This is a genomic window from Streptomyces violascens, assembly GCF_014649955.1.
GTDB lineage: Bacteria > Actinomycetota > Actinomycetes > Streptomycetales > Streptomycetaceae > Streptomyces > Streptomyces violascens.
Window position 1 is genome coordinate 88893 of the sequence record NZ_BMUA01000021.1, and the last position, 19495, is coordinate 108387.

Sequence of the window (19495 nt, forward strand, 5' to 3'; positions counted from 1 at the left end):
GGAAGCACAGGCTCGTACTCACACCCCGCGAACGGCCGGATCATCACACCAGCCACACTCGGCCATCACATCTCTGCAAGATCGTGTTGCGAGTTCAAAAGGAGGCCAGCGCCTCGACCACTGTCCAGTGATCCTTCTCGGAATCCTTCATGATTCTTTCCAGCGCACAGATGCTGCCGAGGTGCTCTGTCGCCTTGTCCGAGCCGAGTAGCTCGATCGCCTCTGCATACCGGCCTGTGACGTGGCTTTCCCTCGCAAGTACGGCCTCCCCCAGGTCCTTTGCCCGCGCGTGCTGGAGGCTCAAGTGGGTGTACATCGGTCCGGAGCCCGCCACGACCGCAGCCCCCAAGGCAACGAGCGTGGTCCGCAGCCCGGTGATCACCACGCCGTCGGCGGGCTGCAGGTTACCGGATCGGATAGGTGAGCCGTCGAACCACCAGGGGCCTTTCCAGAGCAGAAGTCCATACCCGGTCGCAGCCACCACGACCAGCGCACCAACTGCTGTGTACCGTCGGCGAGTTCTGATGCCCGGCTTCCGCGGCTCACCGCCCCTAGTGACATCCGCCCACTGTGGCGCACGACGATGAAGGGCATTGCCGCTTGGGGCAGATTCGTACTGCTCGATCGCACTTCGTCGACGTCGGCTGCGGATCCGTCTTCCCCACAGCCGCCCCGCCGCCCGGGGGTCGGGCCCCGGGCTGCGGGAGCCGTGAGAGCTACTTGCCGAGGATGACGGTGTTGTCGCAGCCCTGGCTTGAGCCGACGTTGGTGTTCTGGGACTGGCCCTGTGCGTCGGTGTTGTCCTCCACCGTGATGCATGTGTTGCTCTGGTTGATGACGAGCGTCTTGGTCTCGTTACCGGCGTGCTCGTGTTCGTGTTCGTGTCCGTAGGCGGAGCCGGTGCCGAGGAAGCCCATGGCGCTGAGGATGACGGCTACGACAGCGGTCTTTCGAGGCTTGCGCATATCTTCTCCGAGCGTTGAGCGGACGCGTACGCGATCCGCCACGTCATAACGTGACGAGAGGTTAATGCGCAAATGTCCGAGATCCGTTTGTCGGCACGCCGGATGGTCCGACCGACGACCACGGGTCCGGCACCGCGGCCGGCCCAAGTTCCCTGTACGGCCAAGGCATCAATAAGCCGAACGCGGGCGTAAGCACTCCGTACAGAACCACCCGTGTGGCTGCGCGCCACGAGCGCGAGGCACCCATGCTCTTCGCCACTGCGCCAGGGCGCCGACGAAACTCCTGTGCGGCGTTGCCGAGTTCGTCTCACGACGGCGCATCTCGACGACGTCACGCGCCGCGTACCGCGGGGTGGCCGTAACGATCTCCGACAGCGTGGGAAGCGACCACCGGACAGGGGCACGGCACCTCTTGGGGTCGGCGGCGTTCACGGCGAGGGCTTGCTTCGTTGCTCTTCGGCCATTCGGCAAACCCTGATCAGCCCGTTGAGAATTGGACGATCCCGGGCTGGACCGAAGGCCCCGCCTTCATGCTTGCCGGAGCCGAAGATCACGCGACCGAGTTACCACACTCGACCTTGCGCCCATCAAGTTCGGCAGGACAATGGCTTTGAGGACCGGTCTTCGAGGGCAGCACCACGACAGCAGCCACAACTCCACATCCCTGCCGCACATTGCCGTGGCGGACACCGCTATGCCGCGGCGTAGCTGAGGCGGAACAGGTCCTGGGCCCGCTCCAGGTACCGGTCCGTACGCAGCTGCACCTCCAGGTCGCCCGTGCCGTGGTGGCCAAGCCCCGTCACATCCCGCGTGAAGCCCGGCACAAGGTCCACCGTCGTTCGATCGGCCATCAGGTAGACCATCACCTTGGTCTGCTGGGGCGGGATGAGGCAAGCGAAGTTCCGCAGCCGCTGGGGGGGCGCGGTACTGCTTGCGCTGCGCCCGGGTGACACCGTGCCCGAGCCCGACGAGGGCCTCGTCGACCGCCTCAGCCGGCTCGGGTATGGCACCGCCCTGCTTCCGAACCGGCGGCGCCCGGGCCGCGCGGCGCCGTACCCACTATTCCTTGGCCGAGTACCGTGACCGAGGGCAGGTCTCAAGGCCGAAGTGGCCGCTGCCGAAGTACCGGTAGCGGACCAGGTCGATCGAGCGCCGGTGCTCATGTACGGCGTGTGCGTCGTAGCGGGTGAAGTCGCCGACCACGTAGATCAGCCTCGGTGCGCTCCACAGGATCTGGGACGCGGCCGTGCCCCCGAGCCGGTCGCGGGCCAGGTTCCGGAAAGCGTACTTGTGGTTCGTCAGCCAGGCCGTGTAACAACAGAGGCCCTGGTTGATCACGCCTGCGTCGGTGCCGCGCTTGTACTCGACGATCACCGGCGTCCCGTTCTCGTCGCGTCCCAGCGAGTGGATCCGCCCGCCCTCGCCACCGCAGTCGATGGCGTACTCACTCGCCAGGAACCTGTCGCCCAGCATCGTCTCCATGTGTGCCTCGACGAGGTCCTGCACATCCGCCTCGACCGCAGCCAGACGCTGCATCACCTCGGCCACACCACCTGCCGTGCTGAACAGCTGCGGCTGCACGGTGGTGGGCGCATCCGGTGACGCCCGCAGCCATGTGCACTTCCGCGGCTTCACACTCAGCAGCGACCGCGCAGACCTCCCGGACGGCTGGTCCTGCGCGCGCGACGCGATACCTGCCGCGTCGGCACCGGGAGGCGTCGAGGTCGCTCAGGCAGTCGGCGAGGAAGGCCTGCTGGTTGGGGGCGTCGAAGCCTGCCGCGCAGTTCGCGAGATCGTGTACGAAAAGCGGCACCACCCCGTCCGCCGCCTTCGACGCGGTGTGCAGTGGCGGATGGCGTGCAGACGCGGGTCCGAGGTGAAGAGGACGACCGCGACGGTCATGGCGTCCCCTGGCGCGGTGGTGCGGATTCCGTGCGTGACTGCTGGTGCTTTCACTGGCCGCGAGGAGCGCTCCCGCGGGTGCTCATGCCCTTGGTGGCGGCCTGGGTGATGTTGCGGACCATGCCACCGAAGACGACGGAGTGAAAGGGGAAGACGGACCACCAGTAGGTGTGGCCGAGCAGGCCTCGCGGGTGGAACAGGGCACGCTGCCGGTACTGGGTACGGCCCTGGCCATCCCTCTCGACGTGCATCTCCAGCCATGCCAGGCCCGGCAGCCGCATCTCCGCCCGCAGGCGCAGCAGACGTTCCGGCTCGATCTCCTCGACCCGCCAGAAGTCCAGCGAGTCACCGACCCGAAGACGCTCGGCGTCGCGTCGTCCGCGGCGCAGACCGACACCACCGACGAACCGGTCCAGCCAGCCGCGGGCCGCCCAGGCCAACGGAAAGGAGTACCAGCCGTTGTCGCCGCCGATACCCTCGATCACCTTCCACAGCGCCTGTGGGGACGCGTCGACCAGCACCTGCCTCTCGTCCTGGTAGAGGCTGCCGCCGGCCCAGTCGGGATCGGTGGGCAGCGGATCGCTGGGCGCTCCCGGCACGGCCGCGGACGACCAGCGGGTGGCGACCTGCGCCTCCCGCACCCTCCGCAACGCCAGGGCCAGGGTTTCGTCGAACGGCAGCGGCCGGCCCGGAGGGTCGGGGACGTACTGGGCGATGTCGTGCTCGTGGCAGACGACCTCATGGCGCAGCGACTCCGTCAGAGGCCGGGCGATGGAGGGCGGAACGGGCGTAACGAAGCCGACCCAGTAGCTGGACAACCGTGGGGTGAGCACCGGTACCGGCATGATGACCCGCCGCCGGAGCCCGGCGACCGTGGCATAGCGGCGCATCATCTCGCGATACGTGAGAACGTCCGGCCCGCCGACGTCGAACGCCCGGTTGACGTCGGCCGGCATGGTGGCCGAGCCGGTGAGGTAGCGCAACACATCGCGGACCCCGATGGGCTGCGTGCGGGTGCGCACCCAACTGGGTGTGACCATAACCGGCAGTCGCTCGGTCAGATAGCGCAGCATCTCGAACGACGCCGAGCCCGAGCCGATGACCACAGCCGCCCGCAACACGGTGGCAGGCACTGGGGACTCGAGGAAGATCCGGCCGACCTCGGCCCTGGAGCGCAGATGCGGGGACAGGGAATGCTCGGGCACGCCCCGTGGGAGCAGCCCGCCGAGATAGACGATCCGCCGTACTCCGGCTCCATGCGCCTGCTCGGCGAAAATCCGCGCCGCACGGCGGTCGGTGTCCTCGAACCCCGAACCCGTCCCCAGCGCGTGCACCAGGTAATACGCCACGTCGATGTCGCGCATTGCCGCGGCGACCGACTCGGCGTCCGACACATCACCCCGCACCGCCTCGACGTCCCCCGTCCAGGGGTGGTCGCGCAGTTTGTCCGGGGAACGCGCCAGGCAGCGCACCCGGTGGCCGGCCTTCAGCAGCTCCGGCACCAGGCGCCCACCGATGTACCCGGATGCCCCGGTGACCAGGCAGTGCAGATGCTCCGTGCTCCGCTGTCCGTCCCTCTTCACGGCCATCGCCCTCCCAGCGTTCACCGCCACACCGCTTGCTCGTCCTGTGGTTCGATCATGACCGCAAGGGCGCGACCGCACCTGTTGAGGCGGCACGGCCGACGGCCGCGTCGTGCAAGCTGAGCCCGCATCTGGGCTCGCCGCAACTTCAACCAGAGCCCCGCGCGGAAGCACAGGCCCCCGTGGGCCCGCCTCAGTACGGCCACGGCCGCCGGCCCAGAGTTCAGCGGGTCGCCCGCCGTCGGCCTGCAACACCGTCGGCGTGGCAGCGCGGCCGGTCGGCCGGGGAACAGCGCCGGATGACCCCGGCCCGCGGACCCTCCTCCGTCCCGTGAGCACAGTGCTCAGTGACCGTGCAACCCTCGTGCGGCCCTCCGGGAACTGCGGGCTCCGTTCGTGTCCGATGATGCGGCCGATCGCGTTCTCCGCGATGCGGTAGGCGAGGTGAGGTGGGGCAGAACGTACCGGTCCGCCTTGCCTTCCGTCTCGGCGACTCGGAGCGTCGCTGCCGTGCAGGGAGCTATGGCCACAACGCCGCCGGGCCCGCCATGTCTACGTACACGACGCAGGCAGGGCAGGCCGGGAGGGGCTCCGCCCAGAGCGGATATCGGTCCTGCGGACCGGTGAGCGCACCGGTCCGCAGGAGCCATCCCCGCTTGCGGAGGTCAGTTCAGGCCGACAGCGGCCAGTGCCGTGGTCCAGTCGGCCGCGATCGCGGCGCGGGCCGCGTCCAGAGGGACCTGGCCGTTGCAGACCGCGACCTTGAGCTTGTTCTCGACGGTGTCCTTGTTTCCCGCGGTCTTGCCGCCCGTGTTGTAACGCGGCTCGGGCCACAGATTCTTCGGGTCCCGGGGCGCACCCCCCAGCTCCAGGGGCACCAGGTGGTCTTCCTCGTAGTCGGCGGTGCTGGTGTCGCTGTAGCCGTAGGCCGCGATCTGCTGGACCTTCAAGGGATTGGTGTAGCTGGTGGGCGGCCGCACCGTCGACGTCCAGCCGGACACGCAGATCGTCGAACCGATCGTGGACTGGGTCACGTCAGGGTTGTACGCGCCGGGCTGGCAGACCGGATCGGGCAGCGGCAGATACGACTGCGAACACGACGCCGAGACCGCCGCGGGGGCGGACGGCGTGGCTGTGGGGGTGGCATGGGCACTGCCCGCGCCCAGGATCAGGGCGCCCGCGGCGAGGGTGAACGCGCCAAGGGTAGGGGCGAGTTGGCGTATGACAGGCATGTGGGGGTCTCCGTCGCAATCCGAGCCCGGCCAGGACGTGCCGGGCAGCTGACGGCATGACACCACCGCCAGGGTCTATGCGAGTAGAACCCGAAGGTAAACACTGAGCGACCAGCAGGATCCTTGCCCTCCCATGGGGCAGGCGTGACCGGAACTTCACACCCCCTTGGTGGCCCCGGCCACGGGGCGCCCTTCGATCAGGCGCACTACCGCCCCTGACGACAGGGCAGTTGCCGGTCTTCCTGGTCGACGCCGCACCACCGGCTCCCCGACACTGTGCCGAGAATGCGCCGGTGATCGAGCGGCAGAGTGTCCTCGGCCATGCATGGCTCTCGGCATGACGGCGTTGTCCGTACCGTGCGGGTCTGGCCGGTACGTCTGGTCGACGCACCGGCCTCACCGTTTCCTGCCGGGCAGGGTCAGCAGCCGCCCGAGTGCGGGCCGTCCCAGTCCTGCCCGCCGTACCAGTGCTCCGTGCCCTTCGCCCAGGAGCCGCAGCCGTTCACGATCGCCTGCGCGTGCCAGGCGTCCGGGTTCGCCGAGTGGATGTCAACTGCGCCCGTGGGAACGTCCTTGGTGTAGGTGTACGCACCGCCGTATCCGATCTGGCCTCCGTAGTAGGAGATGATGTTGACGTCCACCCACGCGCCTGGGTGGGAGTTCTGGAAGCCGCCCGCCCACTGCCAGTGCGCGAACGCCTGCCCGTTGCAGGTGTTGTACTCCTGCTCGACCTGCCCTGCGTACTCACCGCCGTAGTAGATGTTGCCGGGCTGCCCGATGTTGATCACGCTGCAGCCGAGGGCCGTGCGCGGCGACACGGACGTGCCGGCGTAGTCGCGATGCCCGTTCGTCACGGTGTAGCGCACCACGCTGCCGGGCTTGCCCGGTGCGACCTGCTCAGCCTTGACCGGCTGGCGGGGGGCGGTCTGCGCCGAGGCGGTCCCCGCCAGCGGCACGACGAGCATTCCGGCGGCCGCGGCGAGCAGTGCGAGCTTCTTGATCATCCCGTGGTTCCCCTGTTCCTGTCCGTGAGTTGGATGGTGCGACAGCGTTGAACCACGCAGGTGGTGGTGGGCGTCCTCGTGCTGAGCAGAGCGCCATGGGCGGGTGCTCGGAACGCTGTTTCCGCGGTGGCTCAGTGCCTCCACGATTGCCCGCCGACCGGTCGTCCGACTACACTTTTGCGCCCGCGCGCAAAGGCTCAGGACATCAACGCAGGGCACGAGTTGGGGGACTCACGTTGATACGGATACGCCTTGGCACCGCTGATCTGGAACGGATGCAAATCGCCGATTCGCCCGACTTCGGCTACGAACTCGCCCTGGGCGGCGCCGTGCTGGCCGACGGGACCCGAGCCAGTCATCTCTCACAGTGGCGGCGTGAGGTCACCCGCAACTGGAACCCGGGCTACGCCAGGCTGTTCGACCTCTATACCCCGGGCTATCTACCGACGTTCTCCGGATTGGCCTCCCGCCCCAGCCGGGCCACGCCGGCGCACCCGGCCATCGATCCCGACTCCACCGAGACCGCACTCCACGTGCGTGACCTGGCTCGGGCCCGTGCCCTGACACCGTTCACCACCGCTCTGGCCGATGGACATGCTCCCGCGTACAAGGCGTTGGGGCAGCTGGTCTCCGGCTTCCAGGCCATCGCGTTGGATCCGTTCCGACGCCAGATCACCTCTGTTGTGGCCACCGCCTCGGCTCGGGCCGGTACCCGGGCTGCGACCTCCGGTATCGATGTCATGCTGCGCACTCTTCACCCCATGGTGCACTGGGACGGGTCGGTACTGGCCCTGAACACCATCCACGACTGTTACGAGTCACTTGAAGGCCGCCCGTTGGTTCTTCAGCCCTCGGCGCTCGCGACCGGGCTCAGCTTCAACCCCGTAGCCGACTCGGTCACCATCACGTACCCGGCGACCAACGGCGTCCTTGCCCGTGACCCCGCATCGCGCGCGCCGAGCCTGGCCTTGGCAGCCTTGCTCGGCCCCTCCAGGGCGGCCGCATTGGCTGCCGTGGTCAAGACTCCGGCCCTGACCACCGGAGACCTCGCGGCGGTCTTGGGCCTGTCTGCTGCCGCAGCCTCCCGGCAGGCCACCGCCCTACGCGAGGCCGGCCTGATTGACACGTTCCGCAACGCCCAGACCGTCCACCACCATCCGACCCGGCTCGGTAGGGACCTACTCAGTGGCTCGGACGACGCCAGGGGCTGGTGAGGGCGAAGCTGACGGCACCTCGAACCCGCCCTGGCGCAGGTCTCCGTGCGGGCGGTTTCGTGGCTTTCCCGTGCGTGACGCGGAGACCGCTTCCCGGCGGCCGTCAAGGCGGTCCGCACTGAGGGCGGCCGCCGAGGCCGAGCACGTCCGCACGGACGGGGGGACGGTGGCCGCGAAGCTGCTCCTCGACGGAGTCGAGCCGATCCCCAAGCGTTGCGGATCGCGCCGAGGCCATCGAGGGAACGGACGACCCGACTCTTTACAGGAGCCGGGGCCGCCCACTTCCATACGGCCGGGGAGAACCCGAACCTCCCCCATGGTCGAGCACTGCACGGACCCCCGCCAGTCCAGTTCACGCCTAATCCGCCTTGCCGGAACCCGGCGCACCATACACAGCGACGCCGAACGTCCCCCTTGGCCCTCGGGGGATCGCCACGTTCGATCCGGCAACCGTCCGGGCCCGTGAGCCACAAACGCCTTCGGACCGTGAAGGCCGCCCGGATACTGGAGGAATCCGGGCCTCAGGCCGGCTTCGGTCAGCGTCTCCAGGGTGGTGGCGAGCCTCTCCACAGGGACATCGCCCGGGAGGCCGCGGATTCGTCGGCCGTGCTCGGCCGGGCCGACGGCATCGGCGTACGGGGCAAGGGGGACGACGGCGGAGTACGCGCCGAGACCGAGAACAGCTTCGCGTGGAGGGCAGCAGCGCTCTCGCCCCTGGCATGCGCAGACAGAGCACGCTGGGCATCGGCAGCCCTGGTACTGCGCCACGGAAGATCCGCGATGAGTTTCCGGCGGTTGTGCGGTCTACCCCTCGACGAAGGGAGCGCACCATGCGCAAGATCACCATCTGCACGTTCCTGACACTGGACGGCGTCATGCAGGCGCCAGGCGGTCCGGACGAGGACGCTGGGAGCGGGTTCGAGCACGGCGGCTGGCAGAAGCCGGTGGCCGACGACGAGGTCGGCACGGCCATCGCCGGTTGGTACGAGGGTTCCGACGCGATGCTGCTCGGCCGCAAGACGTACGAGATCTTCGCGGCGTACTGGCCGACCGCCGATCCCGACAACCCGTTCACCAACCGGATGAACAGCATGCACAAGTACGTGGCGTCTCGGACCCTGACATCCGTCGAGTGGCAGAACTCCACGCTGCTGGAGGGCGACATCGTCGAGGCCGTACGCAAGCTCAAAGCGTCCGACGGCGGCACTATCAACGTCGTGGGCAGTGGCGACCTCGCCCAGACCCTCATGCGGCACAACCTGGTCGACGAGTACCGGCTGACCATCCACCCGGTGATCATCGGCACCGGCAAGCGGCTCTTCGCCGACGGAACGATCCCCACTGCGCTGGAGCCGGTCAACGTCTCGACGACGAAGGGCGGCACCGTCGTCGCCGTCTACCGGCCCAACGGAAAGCCCAGCTACGACAGCTACTAAGCGGCTTCGTTCGGACCCGGGCAGACCACGAGTAGCTGCCCGCTACGTGGAGTCCGGCCAGCCTGCGCCACCACAGATCCCGGCCTCGGGCCGGGTGCTCGATGCATTCGGCGGCCTCATGCCCTCCGGTGAGGACGGCGGTTCCGGATGCTGTGTACGGGTCGGCGACGGGGTGCAGGACGGGGCGGCGCCATGGAAGCGGATCCGACGAGCAATGGCTCCTGGGATACCACCGCCAGACCACCGTGTTCAACTTCACCAACCGGCTCTCGGGACGGTGCGTCGCCGCACCGGCAGCCGGGCCGGGGACCGTCACCGTGGCGTTCTGCGACCCGCTCGACCCCACCCAGCAATGGGGCGTCAACTCGCCCCCGCCACGCCACAGCAGCCGCTCCATTCGGTGGCCAACCATGCGCTCAGCTGACCACCTGAGGCACCCACCGGCCGAGTAGCACGCTCGCTCTGAAGTCCCTGCCGAACCCGAGCAATTCAGGTGCCGTACGCCGCCTCAGCGCTCCCTCACGCCCTGTTCACCAGTCTGGTCGCTGTACCCCGCCCGCAGGACACTACGAGCAAGCGGGGTCCGTACACAGCACGCCGCACTTGCGCACACGCGGCCCCGTGGTCAGGAAGGAACAGACCATGCGCAACGCCAGATCCACTCTCTCCGCTCTCGCCGCCCTGCTGTTGACCGCCGCAGCACTGAGCACCGCCGCCCCGTCCGCCAGCGCGGCGAACAACCTGGACATCCGCATCGACCGCATCGACGTCATCGCACATATCCCCCACGACCTCGCCGACGGTCTGTTCCACACGGAGCTCGGAGCCAGCGAAACCCTGACCGGCACGGTGCTCGACGGCGGAGTGGACGTCGGCGAAGGAGTCGCCCACGAAACCGGCAACGGCGGAACCGAGTCGCTCAACATCCCGCTCACCCTGGACCTCGGCGTGGTCAACTCCGGTGACCATCCCGTCGTGGTGGCGACCGACACGCAGCTCGACGCGACTGCGGAGACCGTGACGCGTACGTTCACGTTCACCTGCCACCTCAACGCGCTCGGCACGGGGACCTGCTCATAGCCAAGCACTCGGCACGACAGCAACGGACCCCCCTCCCACGCTCGGTGGGAGGGGGGTCCGGGTGCATACCGGTGACGTCACACGTCAGTCTGGTGTCAGGAGACGGTCACGTCGTCGTAGTAGGTGTACGTCTCGTCACCCGCGTAGTCGTCATCCTTGTTGGTGAGTGTGAGGGTGTAGCTGTGGCCCGCGGTCAGGGAGCCGGAAGCGGTCTTCCAACCCGCGCCGCTGGTGCAGGTCTTGGGCAGGACCGTCGTGGTGGTGCCGGTCGTGTTGTCCTTCAGCGTGGCGGTGGCCCAGTCATAGGTGACGGTGTCGGGGCAGGTCACGTCGTAGGCGAAGGAGACCTTGGAGCTGCCCGCCGGCGCGGTGAAGGTCTGGGCGATGGAGGAGGTGTTGGTCGGGCTGGACGAGCCGACCAACGCACCGTAGCTGCCGGTGTGGGCGGCGTCGGTGCCCGCGGCGGCGGAACCGGTGGAGGTCCACCCGCTCAGGGTGCCCGCCTCGAAGGTGCCGTTGGTCAGCGCGCTGCCGCCCCCGGTGCTCCCGCCGGTGGCGAAGGCCGTGGTGCCGTTCGGGGTGCCGAGGCCGGTCGGGCCGTCGTAGCCGGCGCCGGCGGTGCACAGGTAGCTCGGTGAGCACGTGCCGTTGCTGCCCGAAGTGACGTCATTGAGCGCGCTGGTGTGCGCGTACGGGTACTTCGACGGGTAGTCGCCGGTGCCGGGCGTGCCGGCCAGTGCGTAGACGCCGGCGATGATCGGCGCGGAGGCGCTGGTGCCGCCGTACACGTTCCATCCGCTGGCCTGGTAGCTGTCGTACACCGCGACACCGGTGGCCGGGTCGGCGACGGCCGACACGTCGGAGATGGCGCGCTTCGAGCAGCCGCTGTCGGTCTGCCAGCTGGGCTTGGGGTCGTACGCCGAGCAGCCGGAGCCGGTGCCCTCGGTGCTGTTGGTGTGCCACACCGACTCGGACCAGCCACGGGTGCTGGAGTCGCGCTTCAGGGCGGTGCCGCCGACCGAGGTCACGTACTGGGAAGCCGCCGGGTACTCGGCGCCGTACGCGGAGTCGCCCGCCGATACGGTGATCGCCACCCCTGGGTGCTTGAAGTACTGGTTGTCCGCGGTGAGGTCGGAGGAGTCCTCAGAGCCGCCGTAGCTGTTGGACACGTACTTGGCTCCCTGGGCGACGGCGGTGTTGACCGCGGTGCCCAGGTCGCTCATGTTGGCCGTGCTGGACTCGACCAGCAGGATGTGCGCGTTGGGGGCGATCGCCGAGACCATGTCGAGGTCCAGGGAGATCTCGCCCGCCCAACCGGCGTCCGCCGTCGGGTAGTTGGTGCCGCCGTTCTGGTCGATCTTGCTGAAGCAGCCGTTGGCCGTGGTGCAGGCGGGCAGGCCGTACTGGCTGCGGTAGGCGGCCAGGTCGGACTCGGCATTGGGGTCGTCCTGGGCGTCGACGATGGCGATCGTCGCACCGGCACCGCCGTTCGCGGGCAGCTTGTAGGCGCTCAGCAGGTCGGACGGGCCATAGCCGGACGGCACCGCGAGCGGCGAGACCGCGTTGACCGTGAGCGCGTGCGGCTGGACGATGTCAGTGCGGGCGAGCGCCTTGCAGGCCATCACCCGGTGCTTGGTGGGCTGCGAGCAGAGCCGCTTGACATGTGGGGTGGCCGAGGCCGACACGTCGGCGGCCTGGACCGAACCGGCCGCGACCAGGCCGGTGGTGGCGAAGGCCAGCGAGACGAGCCCGGTCAGGGCGGTCCGCTGCGCGGTTCTTGATATATGGGGGATACCCATGGGTGGGGGCGCCTCTCTCGTACCGGTCACCTCGCGTCGATCGACGCGAGTGACCGCTTCGGCTGGACAGCGGCGAACGGCATACCGGGGCGCGCCCGGAACAGACACTCACCACCCCGCCGAAATATCCGCGTGAAGAGAGCAGCGGAAAGCGGAACCGCGATTGCACAGGGGATTCCCCTGGGCATGCGGTGGCCGTTTCGCGGGGAATTGCTCTCTCCGCAGACAGGGAAGTAAGCCCCCGGACCGAAACGCGAACCTCATTTATCTAACGAACTGTCACCACGGGCTGTGGTGGCACCGTTCGCCGGGCCGAAGCAAAGCAGACTTGACGAGCACCGGTCAACGGGTATGACCTCGGGTTCATCCACTCAACTCGTTACATGGATGTGAACGGGCCGGACAGACCAGGACCAGAGCAGGTAAACATCCGGCGGGTCATTACTCGTGGCTGGACAGGAATTAGCCTGCACCTGAACCGGTAAACAGAAATGCATGAGCTGATCTTGACCACTCATTGACCACAGCAGTCGGGGCCGTCACCTCAACCACGCTGCGCCGTAGAGTCAGTTGGGGCCCACCTGTTCTTTTTGCCGGATTGCGAACAGACTTCAGCTGTGGAACATGGCCCGGCACCCGGTTCACGAAGGCCGCGATGCGGGCGGGCATCCGGTCCGACTCGTTGGTCGGGTTGCGGCGGCTGGGGGGCCGGGCATGGAAGGTGAAGTACCAGTCGTCGGCAATGACGGCGACGTCGGGTACCGGACTACGGCCTTCATGGTGAACGGCACGGAGGGCGACTTCGACGAGTGGACCTGAACCTTCGCACCGTATGTGGACGGCGCATACAGATTCCGCTGGACGACCATGCCCCACTAACGCCCCGGACGACAAAGGGTGTGCCGAGGCTCGGGTAGTTGTCACCGACAGCACCCGATAGCCTGCGAAGGAATCAGGTCGAAGCAGTCGGAGCTCCCGGTGGTGTGCTGCCCCGGTTCCACTGCAGGGATGTCATTCATGACCCCATCGTCCGGCGGCACTGGCCCCGATCACCCGGCATCTTCCGCACCACCTTTGCCGGATGACCACCGATCCCCTTCCAGCCGCACGCGGTCAGCTTCCTCAGCTCTGTCTCGCCCCGCTCAGGTCAGTCGCTGCAGGGAGCGCGCAGCACTTGTGCGTCAGCCAGCTCGCGGTAGGCCGGGCTACGGTCCAGCAGTTCGTCATGGGTCCCTTCGGCGATCACTCGGCCGGCGTCGAGGAAGTAGATGCGGTCGGCGTTCTGCACGGTGGAGAGCCGGTGGGCTATGAGCAGCACCGCGCACCGGGCGGCGATGTCACGCATGACCTTGTTGAGGGCGGCTTCATTGAGCGCGTCCAGGTGTGAGGTGGGCTCGTCGAGCAGCAGCAGGGTCGGCCGGGTGAGCAGGGCGCGGGCGAGGGCGACGCGTTGGCGTTCGCCGCCGGAGAGCGTGGCGCCGCGTTCGCCGAGGACACTGTGGACGCCGTCGGGAAGCCGGTCGGCGAGCTCGGTGAGGTTGGCCATCCTCATGACGCGTTCGACCTCGGACGGGTCGGCGTCCGGCATGGCGTAGGTGATGTTGTCCCAGAGGGTCCCGTGGACGACCGGGGTGTTCTGGTCGACCAGCGCGATCCGGGACCGGCAGGCGCGGCGGGTGAGTTCGGGCGCGGGACGTCCTTCGAAGAGCACGGTGCCCGCGTCGGGCTCGTAGAAACGGGCGGTGAGGGAGAAGACCGTGGTCTTGCCGGCGCCGGAGCGGCCCACCAGTGCGGTCTGGCCGCAGCGCGGGACCGAGAAGGACATGCCGCGCAGCACGGGCCGGCCCGTCCGGTAGGCGGAGTGGACCTCGCGGAAGGCAAGGGCGGCGGCGGGCCCGGCGGTGACCGGGCATGGCCGGGAAGCCGGCAGGGGCGCGCGAGCTGGGCTGGGCGATTCCCCTGGCAGGGCGAGGACTTGGTCTACGCGCTTGTAGGCGCCCATGCCACGCTGGATCAGGCCGATGGCGCGGAAGACCGAGGAGAGCGGGATGACGAGGTAGGACGCGTAAAGGAGGAACGCCACCAGTTCGCCCAGCGAGTCGGCACTCCCCACTCGCATGCCGCCGATGACCAGGACGAGCAAGAAGGAGCCCTGCACGGCGAGTTCGACCGCCGAGCTCATGAACGCCGCCAGCCTGGCGGTGCGCACCCCGGCGGCGTACGCGCTCTCCACGCGGGTGCCGATGCGTGCGGCTTCGCGGTCTTCGGCGCAGTGGACCCGCACCATGGGCAGCGCGCCCAGGGCCCGTTCGAGGTCGGCGGCCATCTCGCCGACGGCGCTCTGGGTGCGTTCGGCGGCGGCGCGTATTCCGGACAGCAGCGAGGTGACGATGAGGGCGGCCGCGCCGACGGTCGCGGCGACCAGCACGAGCAGCAGTGGGTCGAGCCAGGCCATCAGTGCCACGGCGCCGAGGGAGACCAGTGCGCCGGAGACCAGGTCGACCAGAGCCTGGGCGGTGGCCTCGCGTACGACGGTGGTGTCCGCGGTGACCCGGGAGATCAGATCACCGGTGCGGTGACGGCCATACGCTCGCATGTCCAGGCGGAGCAGGTGGCCGATGAGCCCGTGCCGCATGGTGCGGATGACACCTTCGCCCATGCGTTCCAGCAGGAACCGGCCCACCGCGCCGGTGACCGCTTCCGCCGCGAACAGGCCCGCCAGCAGGACCAGGGGCCACAGGATCCGGCCGTGCCGGGCGGCGTCCACGATGTCCCGTGCGACGAGCGGCTGGGCCAGTCCCATCGCTGAACCGGCCAAGGTGAGCGCCGTGGCCACGCCGATGACGCGCCGGTGTCCCGAGGTCAGCCACAGCATGGTGGCCAATGCGCCGCGGCCGCACCGTTGCGGGGTGGCCGGCTCGCCCGGTGCGGTGTCGCGGTCCTGTGGGCGGGGCTCGGCATCCGCGCTGGGATGCCCGGTCACGGTGTGTCCCGTACCGCGGCGCCGACGCGGTCGGGAGCGACGACGAGGAGCCGGCTGAAGTAGTCGTCCGGAACGCCCTCCCCCACCGGCCGTTCATCGACCTCCACCCAGGCATGGGCGGCGAACGGTGGCACCGTCCGCACCCCCGTGCACCAGGTGGGCCAGACACCCCACAGTCGGCACAGCAGCGCGGTGCCCAGCGAGCGCGGCAGGCACCCTTGCGGCCCGGCACAGCGCAGACTCGCCGCGCACACCGCGTCCCGGGCGGCCTGCGCCTGCCCGGGCGTCGCGGCGACGGCACGCCGGCGGAAGACCGCCAGCACCGCGGTGATGTGCTGTGGCGGCAGCCGGGCGAGCAGGCGTGCCATCGGAAGGACGGCGTGGGCGCCGAGGCGGTGCGCGAGCGGAACTCCGTCCGGGCGGACGAGCGCGCTGGGTGTGCTCATGACGCCAGCCCGCTGGACCGGAGCTGTGCGGTGAGTTCGCCGACATCGTGCGCCGCCTGCGAGGGACTGGTGTCGAACGCCGCGACCAGCACCTTTGCCGCATCCGCTTCGTCGCCGCCGTCGAGCAGGGTGCGCAGGACGAGGGTTCCGGTGGGGTTGAGTTCCCAGTACTCCCCGCTGCGCTGGTTCAGCAGGACCGTTCCGTAGTCGGTGTGGGCGGTGGAGATGCCGGCGGCGAGTCGCAGTGGCATGGGCCGTGCCCCTTTCATGGGTCCTGTCATGGCGTGGCTGTACGGCCTTCGAGGCCGCGCAACCACACCTCGCAGGCGATGGTGGAGTAGAGGATGGCGTGCTGCAGGCCGGGGCTTGCCGGGCGGCGGGCCAGGTCGCACAGCGCCTTGCGGTCGACGAGGCCCAGAGCGGCCAGGCGGGAGTCCTCCCACAGGGCCAGCAAGTCGCCCCGGTGTTCTCGCAGCCCGTTGGAAGCGTCCATGGACGCCTGGGCCTTGCTGGTGCGGCGCAGGCACTCATCGGGCACGATGCCGCGCATGGCCGTGGTCAGCAAGGGTTTGTAGGCCCAGGGGGTTACGCGTTCACGGGCCCGCACCGCGAGGGCGGCCTCGATGACCCGGTCATCGAGGAAGGGCGAGGCCATCGCGAGGCCATCACGAGGCCTGCCCGGGCCGCCATGCCGTCCCAGATGCGGATGATCCGCGTGCAGGCGCGGATGGCCTCCAGGTCGGTGTGCATACCGCGGTCGGGGTGCAGCGGCCGGGCAGTGGCGGCGGCCCCCAACAGAGCATTGCGGGCCAGCGCTTCGGTCTCAGGGGTGACCCAGTGGAACAGACGGGGCGGGGCCGACCAGCCCAGAGCGCCGATGGCGGCGGCGGGCAGTGGGTCGCGGAGGCGCACGGCGGCGTCCGCCAGCCACCGCCGGTAGGGCCGCGCATCGGCGAAGCGCCCGAGCCATGGCGGCCGATGGCCAGTTGAACAAGACCTTGAATCCCCGCAGTTGACGCAACGCCACCCCTGGATGGCGGCGCAGCAGGCGGTGGTAGTACGCCTCCGAGCACCAGGCAATGTGGTCGCCGCCGATGCCCGTCAGATGAAGCCGGCTTCCGCGCGCCCGGAGCGCAGGCAGATGGTGCAGGACCCGGGCGCGGTCCATCACGCCGATGGTGGGCTCGTCCATGGGGTCGTCGATGTCCAGCAAGTCCGTGTAGACCAGTGGAGATTCGTCGGCGTCCCATACGACGTGGTCGACCTCGGGCAGGTGGCTCGCCGCCCGCTTCGCCCACCCCAGGTCGTCATCGGCCGGATCCCGGCCGGGCCAGGTGGAGGCGATGACCCGCGCTGGAGAGCGGTCGGCGAGAAAGCAGACCGAGGTGGAGTCCAGACCACCGGAGAGGTCGCAACTCACCACCCCGCCACGGTCCGTTCGAGCCGCCACCGCTTCGGTGAGTGCCTGCCGGACCAGCGGCGCCCCGGCAGCGAGCGTCCGCGCCGGCTCGGGCGGCACCCACCAGGACGAAGTCCGCGTGGTACTCCCGTCCGCGGCCAGATACAGCGCGTCCCCCGGGGAGACGGCCCGGACACCCTGGAACACGGAGGTCTCGTAGAGCGGATGAGGGACGGGCCACAGCAGCCGGACGGCGAGTTCACCACGGTCGGGCGTGGCCCCGGTGGCTCGGGCGAGCAGGTCGGCGGTACTGGCGGCCACCGCGATGCCCTGGACGGCCGCGTGGAAGACCAGCCGCAGCCCGGAAGCGGTGCCCTGCACCCGCACCCGGCCGTCCAGCGACGCCACCAGGTGGAAACTGCCCGGCAGCGTGCGGGCGAGTGAGTCGAGCTGAGCCAGGTCTGTCAACCGCTCGGCATGGCGCTCGAGTTCGGCCGGCGTGACGGGGGCAGCAGCCGAACACCGCGAGAACGGAAGTCGCCGCGCCGAACGAGAGTGGGGACCTCGTACGACTTCTTCATGACCTTTCTCCTCCTGAGGGAGATGGAGAACCGCCCCGACGTCAGACGCAACTTCCGTCCAACCCAGGGAGATTCGCTGTCACCCAGAACGTAGCAGCGCCGCCCAGCCATCAGACGATACGACTAAATGCGCAGCTATAAAACAAATCGCATACATTTGCGCCATAGACGTGTTCGAGGCGGCCTCATGGACGTCCGCCTGGACACCGGCACGAAGATCGGTGAAGACTATTACGCAGTGGGGCGCGCATCTCGATAAGCAGCCTCCCGTCCAGTGCAATACCGAATGCGACAACTGGCAGTGCCATGCGAATGCCTTGAGATTCGACGGAGCGCCCGTAGAATTTCCGGTGCCTCCGGCAGAGAGTTCCAGCAGGGCCAACAGAAGCAAGGCTCAGCGAAGCTCCTCCATGAGCGGTCCGGCCAGAATCATGTACGAAACAAACATTGCCAGCTCTGGCACGCAGACCAGTTCCCCCCGCTTGGGTCCCTCCGTCCGGGCCCCGGTTCCCACCGTCCATGCGGACCGGGTAACCGAGAAGCCATACCTTACTTCCCAGGTCGAGGCCGACGAAGGGACAGTCACGGCTTCTCACTCCGGAGGCCGTCGCCCCTCCCCCTTACCCGGCACCATCGCGCACGACTGCCCGGGTCGCCCACCTGGGCCTTCTCCGCCAGGGAATCATCAGGCGTTCCGCAGGACAGGCGGCTCGGTTCATTCTCGCGAATGCCATCTCTCATTCCGGTCACATGAAGGACATGATTGGCCTGGCATTCATGCGCAACGACAAACGGGGCAGCCGTCAGCATGAAATGATGGCGGACACCCAGGGGATGCTCAGGGATTTCACAAACCATTTGAGAGAGGTTTCATTTTCCGTCGGACAGGGCGACAAGATTGCAATCACCGGGCAACCCCTCGTTCCCCGAGACACAATCAACACACTTCTGGCCTATACCAATTTCATTCCCGGCGCGACCGCGGAAGCTGCGGGCGTCGGGGGGAGTACGAGGGCGGCACGAGGGAGGACCTGCTCGCCTATGAAGCCGATAGCGCTCAGAGCGATTCGCAGGCGCTTCGAGGCCTCCGGATGAAGCTCATGGGCGTCCCCCGAGATGCGACCGATAGCCAGCTCTCCGCTCTCGCGGCAGACCGCATCAACTTCGCCCAAGGCACCTGTCCAGAAATCATTCACGGCCTCCGAGCTGGGCTTGATCCGTCTTTCGCACTGAGGATGGCCAAGAAAGCAGCAGGAAGGTCGTGACAGCACCGGAGCGCCGCCTACCGACCTGGCGGAAACGCCGGGCAGGCAGGAGCCGTCACGGGGCGACGGTCCCCGCACGCCCCCTCAGCACTGCCCGGCACTGTTCCCGGTGGCTTCCCACGGGGTCCAACCTCCCGGCCTACCCGCCAAGTTGCGCAGCCGGGGCCCGTGGGCTCCGGCACCGAATCATTGAGCCGCCTGCCGATGTGCTCGGTCGCGGCGCATCCAGGGGCCCACCCTGCACGACGACCATCACGTCCTGGCCGTCGTGCAGGACACGGAAGCCGTCTCAACCGCCTTGATCGGTGGTGGTGTCGATAGGGCGGTGCGGGCAGCCAGTTCACGGCGCGCGACGCAGACGTCCCGCGGCACGCAGCGCCGGAAGAGGGGAGGCGGCCTGTTCAGCGGCCGGGCCTGCTCTGTCAGCGCGTACTCGCGCTCTCCGCTGCCCGCGGCGTCGCAGAAGGTCTGCCGTCGACGCGCTCCAGCAGTTCGTGGGCCTCTCCCCGCGGCAGTGCGATGACCTGGGCCGTCTCACTCGGCCCCGTGTCTCACCGGCGAACCGGACGTCAGGTGGGGCAGAGGCAAGATCTGAGAAGGCGGGAC

The 19495-nt window shown here is 68.6% G+C and carries 15 protein-coding genes and 2 pseudogenes; 4 read left to right on the forward strand and 13 right to left on the reverse strand.

Annotated features, from left to right (window positions below; translation table 11 throughout):
- Positions 1–94: 94 nt before the first annotated feature.
- From IE206_RS31025 to IE206_RS31055, 7 genes and pseudogenes are all read right to left on the reverse strand, one after another.
- Positions 95–484 carry a hypothetical protein gene (locus IE206_RS31025; protein WP_189967980.1) on the reverse strand — a complete coding sequence of 130 codons (390 nt, stop codon included), beginning with the start codon at positions 482–484 and terminating at the stop codon, positions 95–97.
- Between the two features lie 232 nt (positions 485–716).
- A complete protein-coding gene (locus IE206_RS31030; RefSeq protein WP_189967982.1) occupies positions 717–965 on the reverse strand; it encodes a hypothetical protein in 249 nt (82 codons plus the stop codon).
- 692 nt (positions 966–1657) lie between these two features.
- Positions 1658–2501, reverse strand: a pseudogene (locus IE206_RS31035) (transporter).
- A 43-nt stretch (positions 2502–2544) separates the two neighbouring features.
- A pseudogene (locus IE206_RS31040) lies at positions 2545–2867 on the reverse strand (deoxyribodipyrimidine photo-lyase); the annotation flags it as partial.
- 50 nt (positions 2868–2917) lie between these two features.
- A complete protein-coding gene (locus IE206_RS31045) occupies positions 2918–4456 on the reverse strand; it encodes an SDR family oxidoreductase (RefSeq protein ID WP_189967984.1) in 1539 nt (512 codons plus the stop codon).
- A 659-nt stretch (positions 4457–5115) separates the two neighbouring features.
- Positions 5116–5682 carry a hypothetical protein gene (locus IE206_RS31050; protein WP_189967986.1) on the reverse strand — a complete coding sequence of 189 codons (567 nt, stop codon included), beginning with the start codon at positions 5680–5682 and terminating at the stop codon, positions 5116–5118.
- A gap of 419 nt (positions 5683–6101) precedes the next feature.
- The gene (locus IE206_RS31055) at positions 6102–6686 is read right to left on the reverse strand and encodes a hypothetical protein (RefSeq protein WP_189967988.1); all 585 of its coding nucleotides are present in this window, start codon (positions 6684–6686) and stop codon (positions 6102–6104) included.
- A gap of 275 nt (positions 6687–6961) precedes the next feature.
- On the opposite strand from IE206_RS31055, the gene IE206_RS31060 reads away from it, so the two are divergent.
- The 3 genes from IE206_RS31060 to IE206_RS31070 all read left to right on the forward strand — a co-directional run bounded on the left by IE206_RS31060 (position 6962) and on the right by IE206_RS31070 (position 10416).
- A complete protein-coding gene (locus IE206_RS31060; protein WP_189967989.1) occupies positions 6962–7900 on the forward strand; it encodes a MarR family transcriptional regulator in 939 nt (312 codons plus the stop codon).
- Positions 7901–8730: 830 nt separating this feature from the next.
- Complete coding sequence (locus IE206_RS31065; RefSeq protein WP_189967991.1) at positions 8731–9336, forward strand: dihydrofolate reductase family protein; 606 nt, start codon at positions 8731–8733, stop codon at positions 9334–9336.
- Positions 9337–9978: 642 nt separating this feature from the next.
- On the forward strand, positions 9979–10416 hold the full coding sequence (locus tag IE206_RS31070; protein ID WP_189967993.1) for a hypothetical protein: 438 nt from the start codon (positions 9979–9981) through the stop codon (positions 10414–10416).
- Between the two features lie 95 nt (positions 10417–10511).
- Here IE206_RS31070 and IE206_RS31075 read toward each other — a convergent pair whose 3' ends face one another.
- The 6 genes from IE206_RS31075 to IE206_RS43665 form a co-directional block, all read right to left on the reverse strand.
- On the reverse strand, positions 10512–12215 hold the full coding sequence (locus IE206_RS31075; protein WP_226599140.1) for a peptidase S8: 1704 nt from the start codon (positions 12213–12215) through the stop codon (positions 10512–10514).
- 1147 nt (positions 12216–13362) lie between these two features.
- A complete protein-coding gene (locus IE206_RS31080) occupies positions 13363–15090 on the reverse strand; it encodes an ABC transporter ATP-binding protein (RefSeq protein WP_189968075.1) in 1728 nt (575 codons plus the stop codon).
- Between the two features lie 104 nt (positions 15091–15194).
- Entirely contained in the window at positions 15195–15644 is a 450-nt protein-coding gene (locus IE206_RS31085) for a lasso peptide biosynthesis B2 protein (protein WP_189967995.1), read from the reverse strand.
- The gene (locus tag IE206_RS31090; RefSeq protein ID WP_189967997.1) at positions 15641–15895 is read right to left on the reverse strand and encodes a lasso peptide biosynthesis PqqD family chaperone; all 255 of its coding nucleotides are present in this window, start codon (positions 15893–15895) and stop codon (positions 15641–15643) included. Before IE206_RS31090 ends, IE206_RS31085 begins: the two co-directional genes overlap by 4 nt.
- A 26-nt stretch (positions 15896–15921) precedes the next feature.
- Positions 15922–16299: an asparagine synthase-related protein gene (locus IE206_RS43660; protein WP_373301009.1), complete on the reverse strand. Its 378-nt coding sequence runs from the start codon at positions 16297–16299 to the stop codon at positions 15922–15924.
- A gap of 168 nt (positions 16300–16467) precedes the next feature.
- On the reverse strand, positions 16468–17511 hold the full coding sequence (locus IE206_RS43665) for an asparagine synthase-related protein (protein WP_373301010.1): 1044 nt from the start codon (positions 17509–17511) through the stop codon (positions 16468–16470).
- Between the two features lie 863 nt (positions 17512–18374).
- Here IE206_RS43665 and IE206_RS31100 point away from each other — a divergent pair.
- Complete coding sequence (locus tag IE206_RS31100; protein ID WP_189967999.1) at positions 18375–18719, forward strand: hypothetical protein; 345 nt, start codon at positions 18375–18377, stop codon at positions 18717–18719.
- Positions 18720–19495: the final 776 nt, after the last annotated feature.

Bases quoted from the DNA above. Each gene is read 5' to 3' on its own strand.
- IE206_RS31075 (WP_226599140.1), bottom strand. From the start codon at position 12,215: ATGGGTATCCCCCATATATCAAGAACCGCGCAGCGGACCGCCCTGACC.
- IE206_RS31050 (WP_189967986.1), bottom strand. From the start codon at position 5,682: ATGCCTGTCATACGCCAACTCGCCCCTACCCTTGGCGCGTTCACCCTC.
- IE206_RS31100 (WP_189967999.1), top strand. From the start codon at position 18,375: ATGAAGGACATGATTGGCCTGGCATTCATGCGCAACGACAAACGGGGC.
- IE206_RS31055 (WP_189967988.1), bottom strand. From the start codon at position 6,686: ATGATCAAGAAGCTCGCACTGCTCGCCGCGGCCGCCGGAATGCTCGTC.
- IE206_RS31085 (WP_189967995.1), bottom strand. From the start codon at position 15,644: ATGAGCACACCCAGCGCGCTCGTCCGCCCGGACGGAGTTCCGCTCGCG.
- IE206_RS31080 (WP_189968075.1), bottom strand. From the start codon at position 15,090: ATGCTGTGGCTGACCTCGGGACACCGGCGCGTCATCGGCGTGGCCACG.
- IE206_RS31045 (WP_189967984.1), bottom strand. From the start codon at position 4,456: ATGGCCGTGAAGAGGGACGGACAGCGGAGCACGGAGCATCTGCACTGC.
- IE206_RS31030 (WP_189967982.1), bottom strand. From the start codon at position 965: ATGCGCAAGCCTCGAAAGACCGCTGTCGTAGCCGTCATCCTCAGCGCC.
- IE206_RS31090 (WP_189967997.1), bottom strand. From the start codon at position 15,895: ATGCCACTGCGACTCGCCGCCGGCATCTCCACCGCCCACACCGACTAC.
- IE206_RS31065 (WP_189967991.1), top strand. From the start codon at position 8,731: ATGCGCAAGATCACCATCTGCACGTTCCTGACACTGGACGGCGTCATG.
- IE206_RS31060 (WP_189967989.1), top strand. From the start codon at position 6,962: ATGCAAATCGCCGATTCGCCCGACTTCGGCTACGAACTCGCCCTGGGC.
- IE206_RS43660 (WP_373301009.1), bottom strand. From the start codon at position 16,299: ATGGCCTCGCCCTTCCTCGATGACCGGGTCATCGAGGCCGCCCTCGCG.
- IE206_RS31070 (WP_189967993.1), top strand. From the start codon at position 9,979: ATGCGCAACGCCAGATCCACTCTCTCCGCTCTCGCCGCCCTGCTGTTG.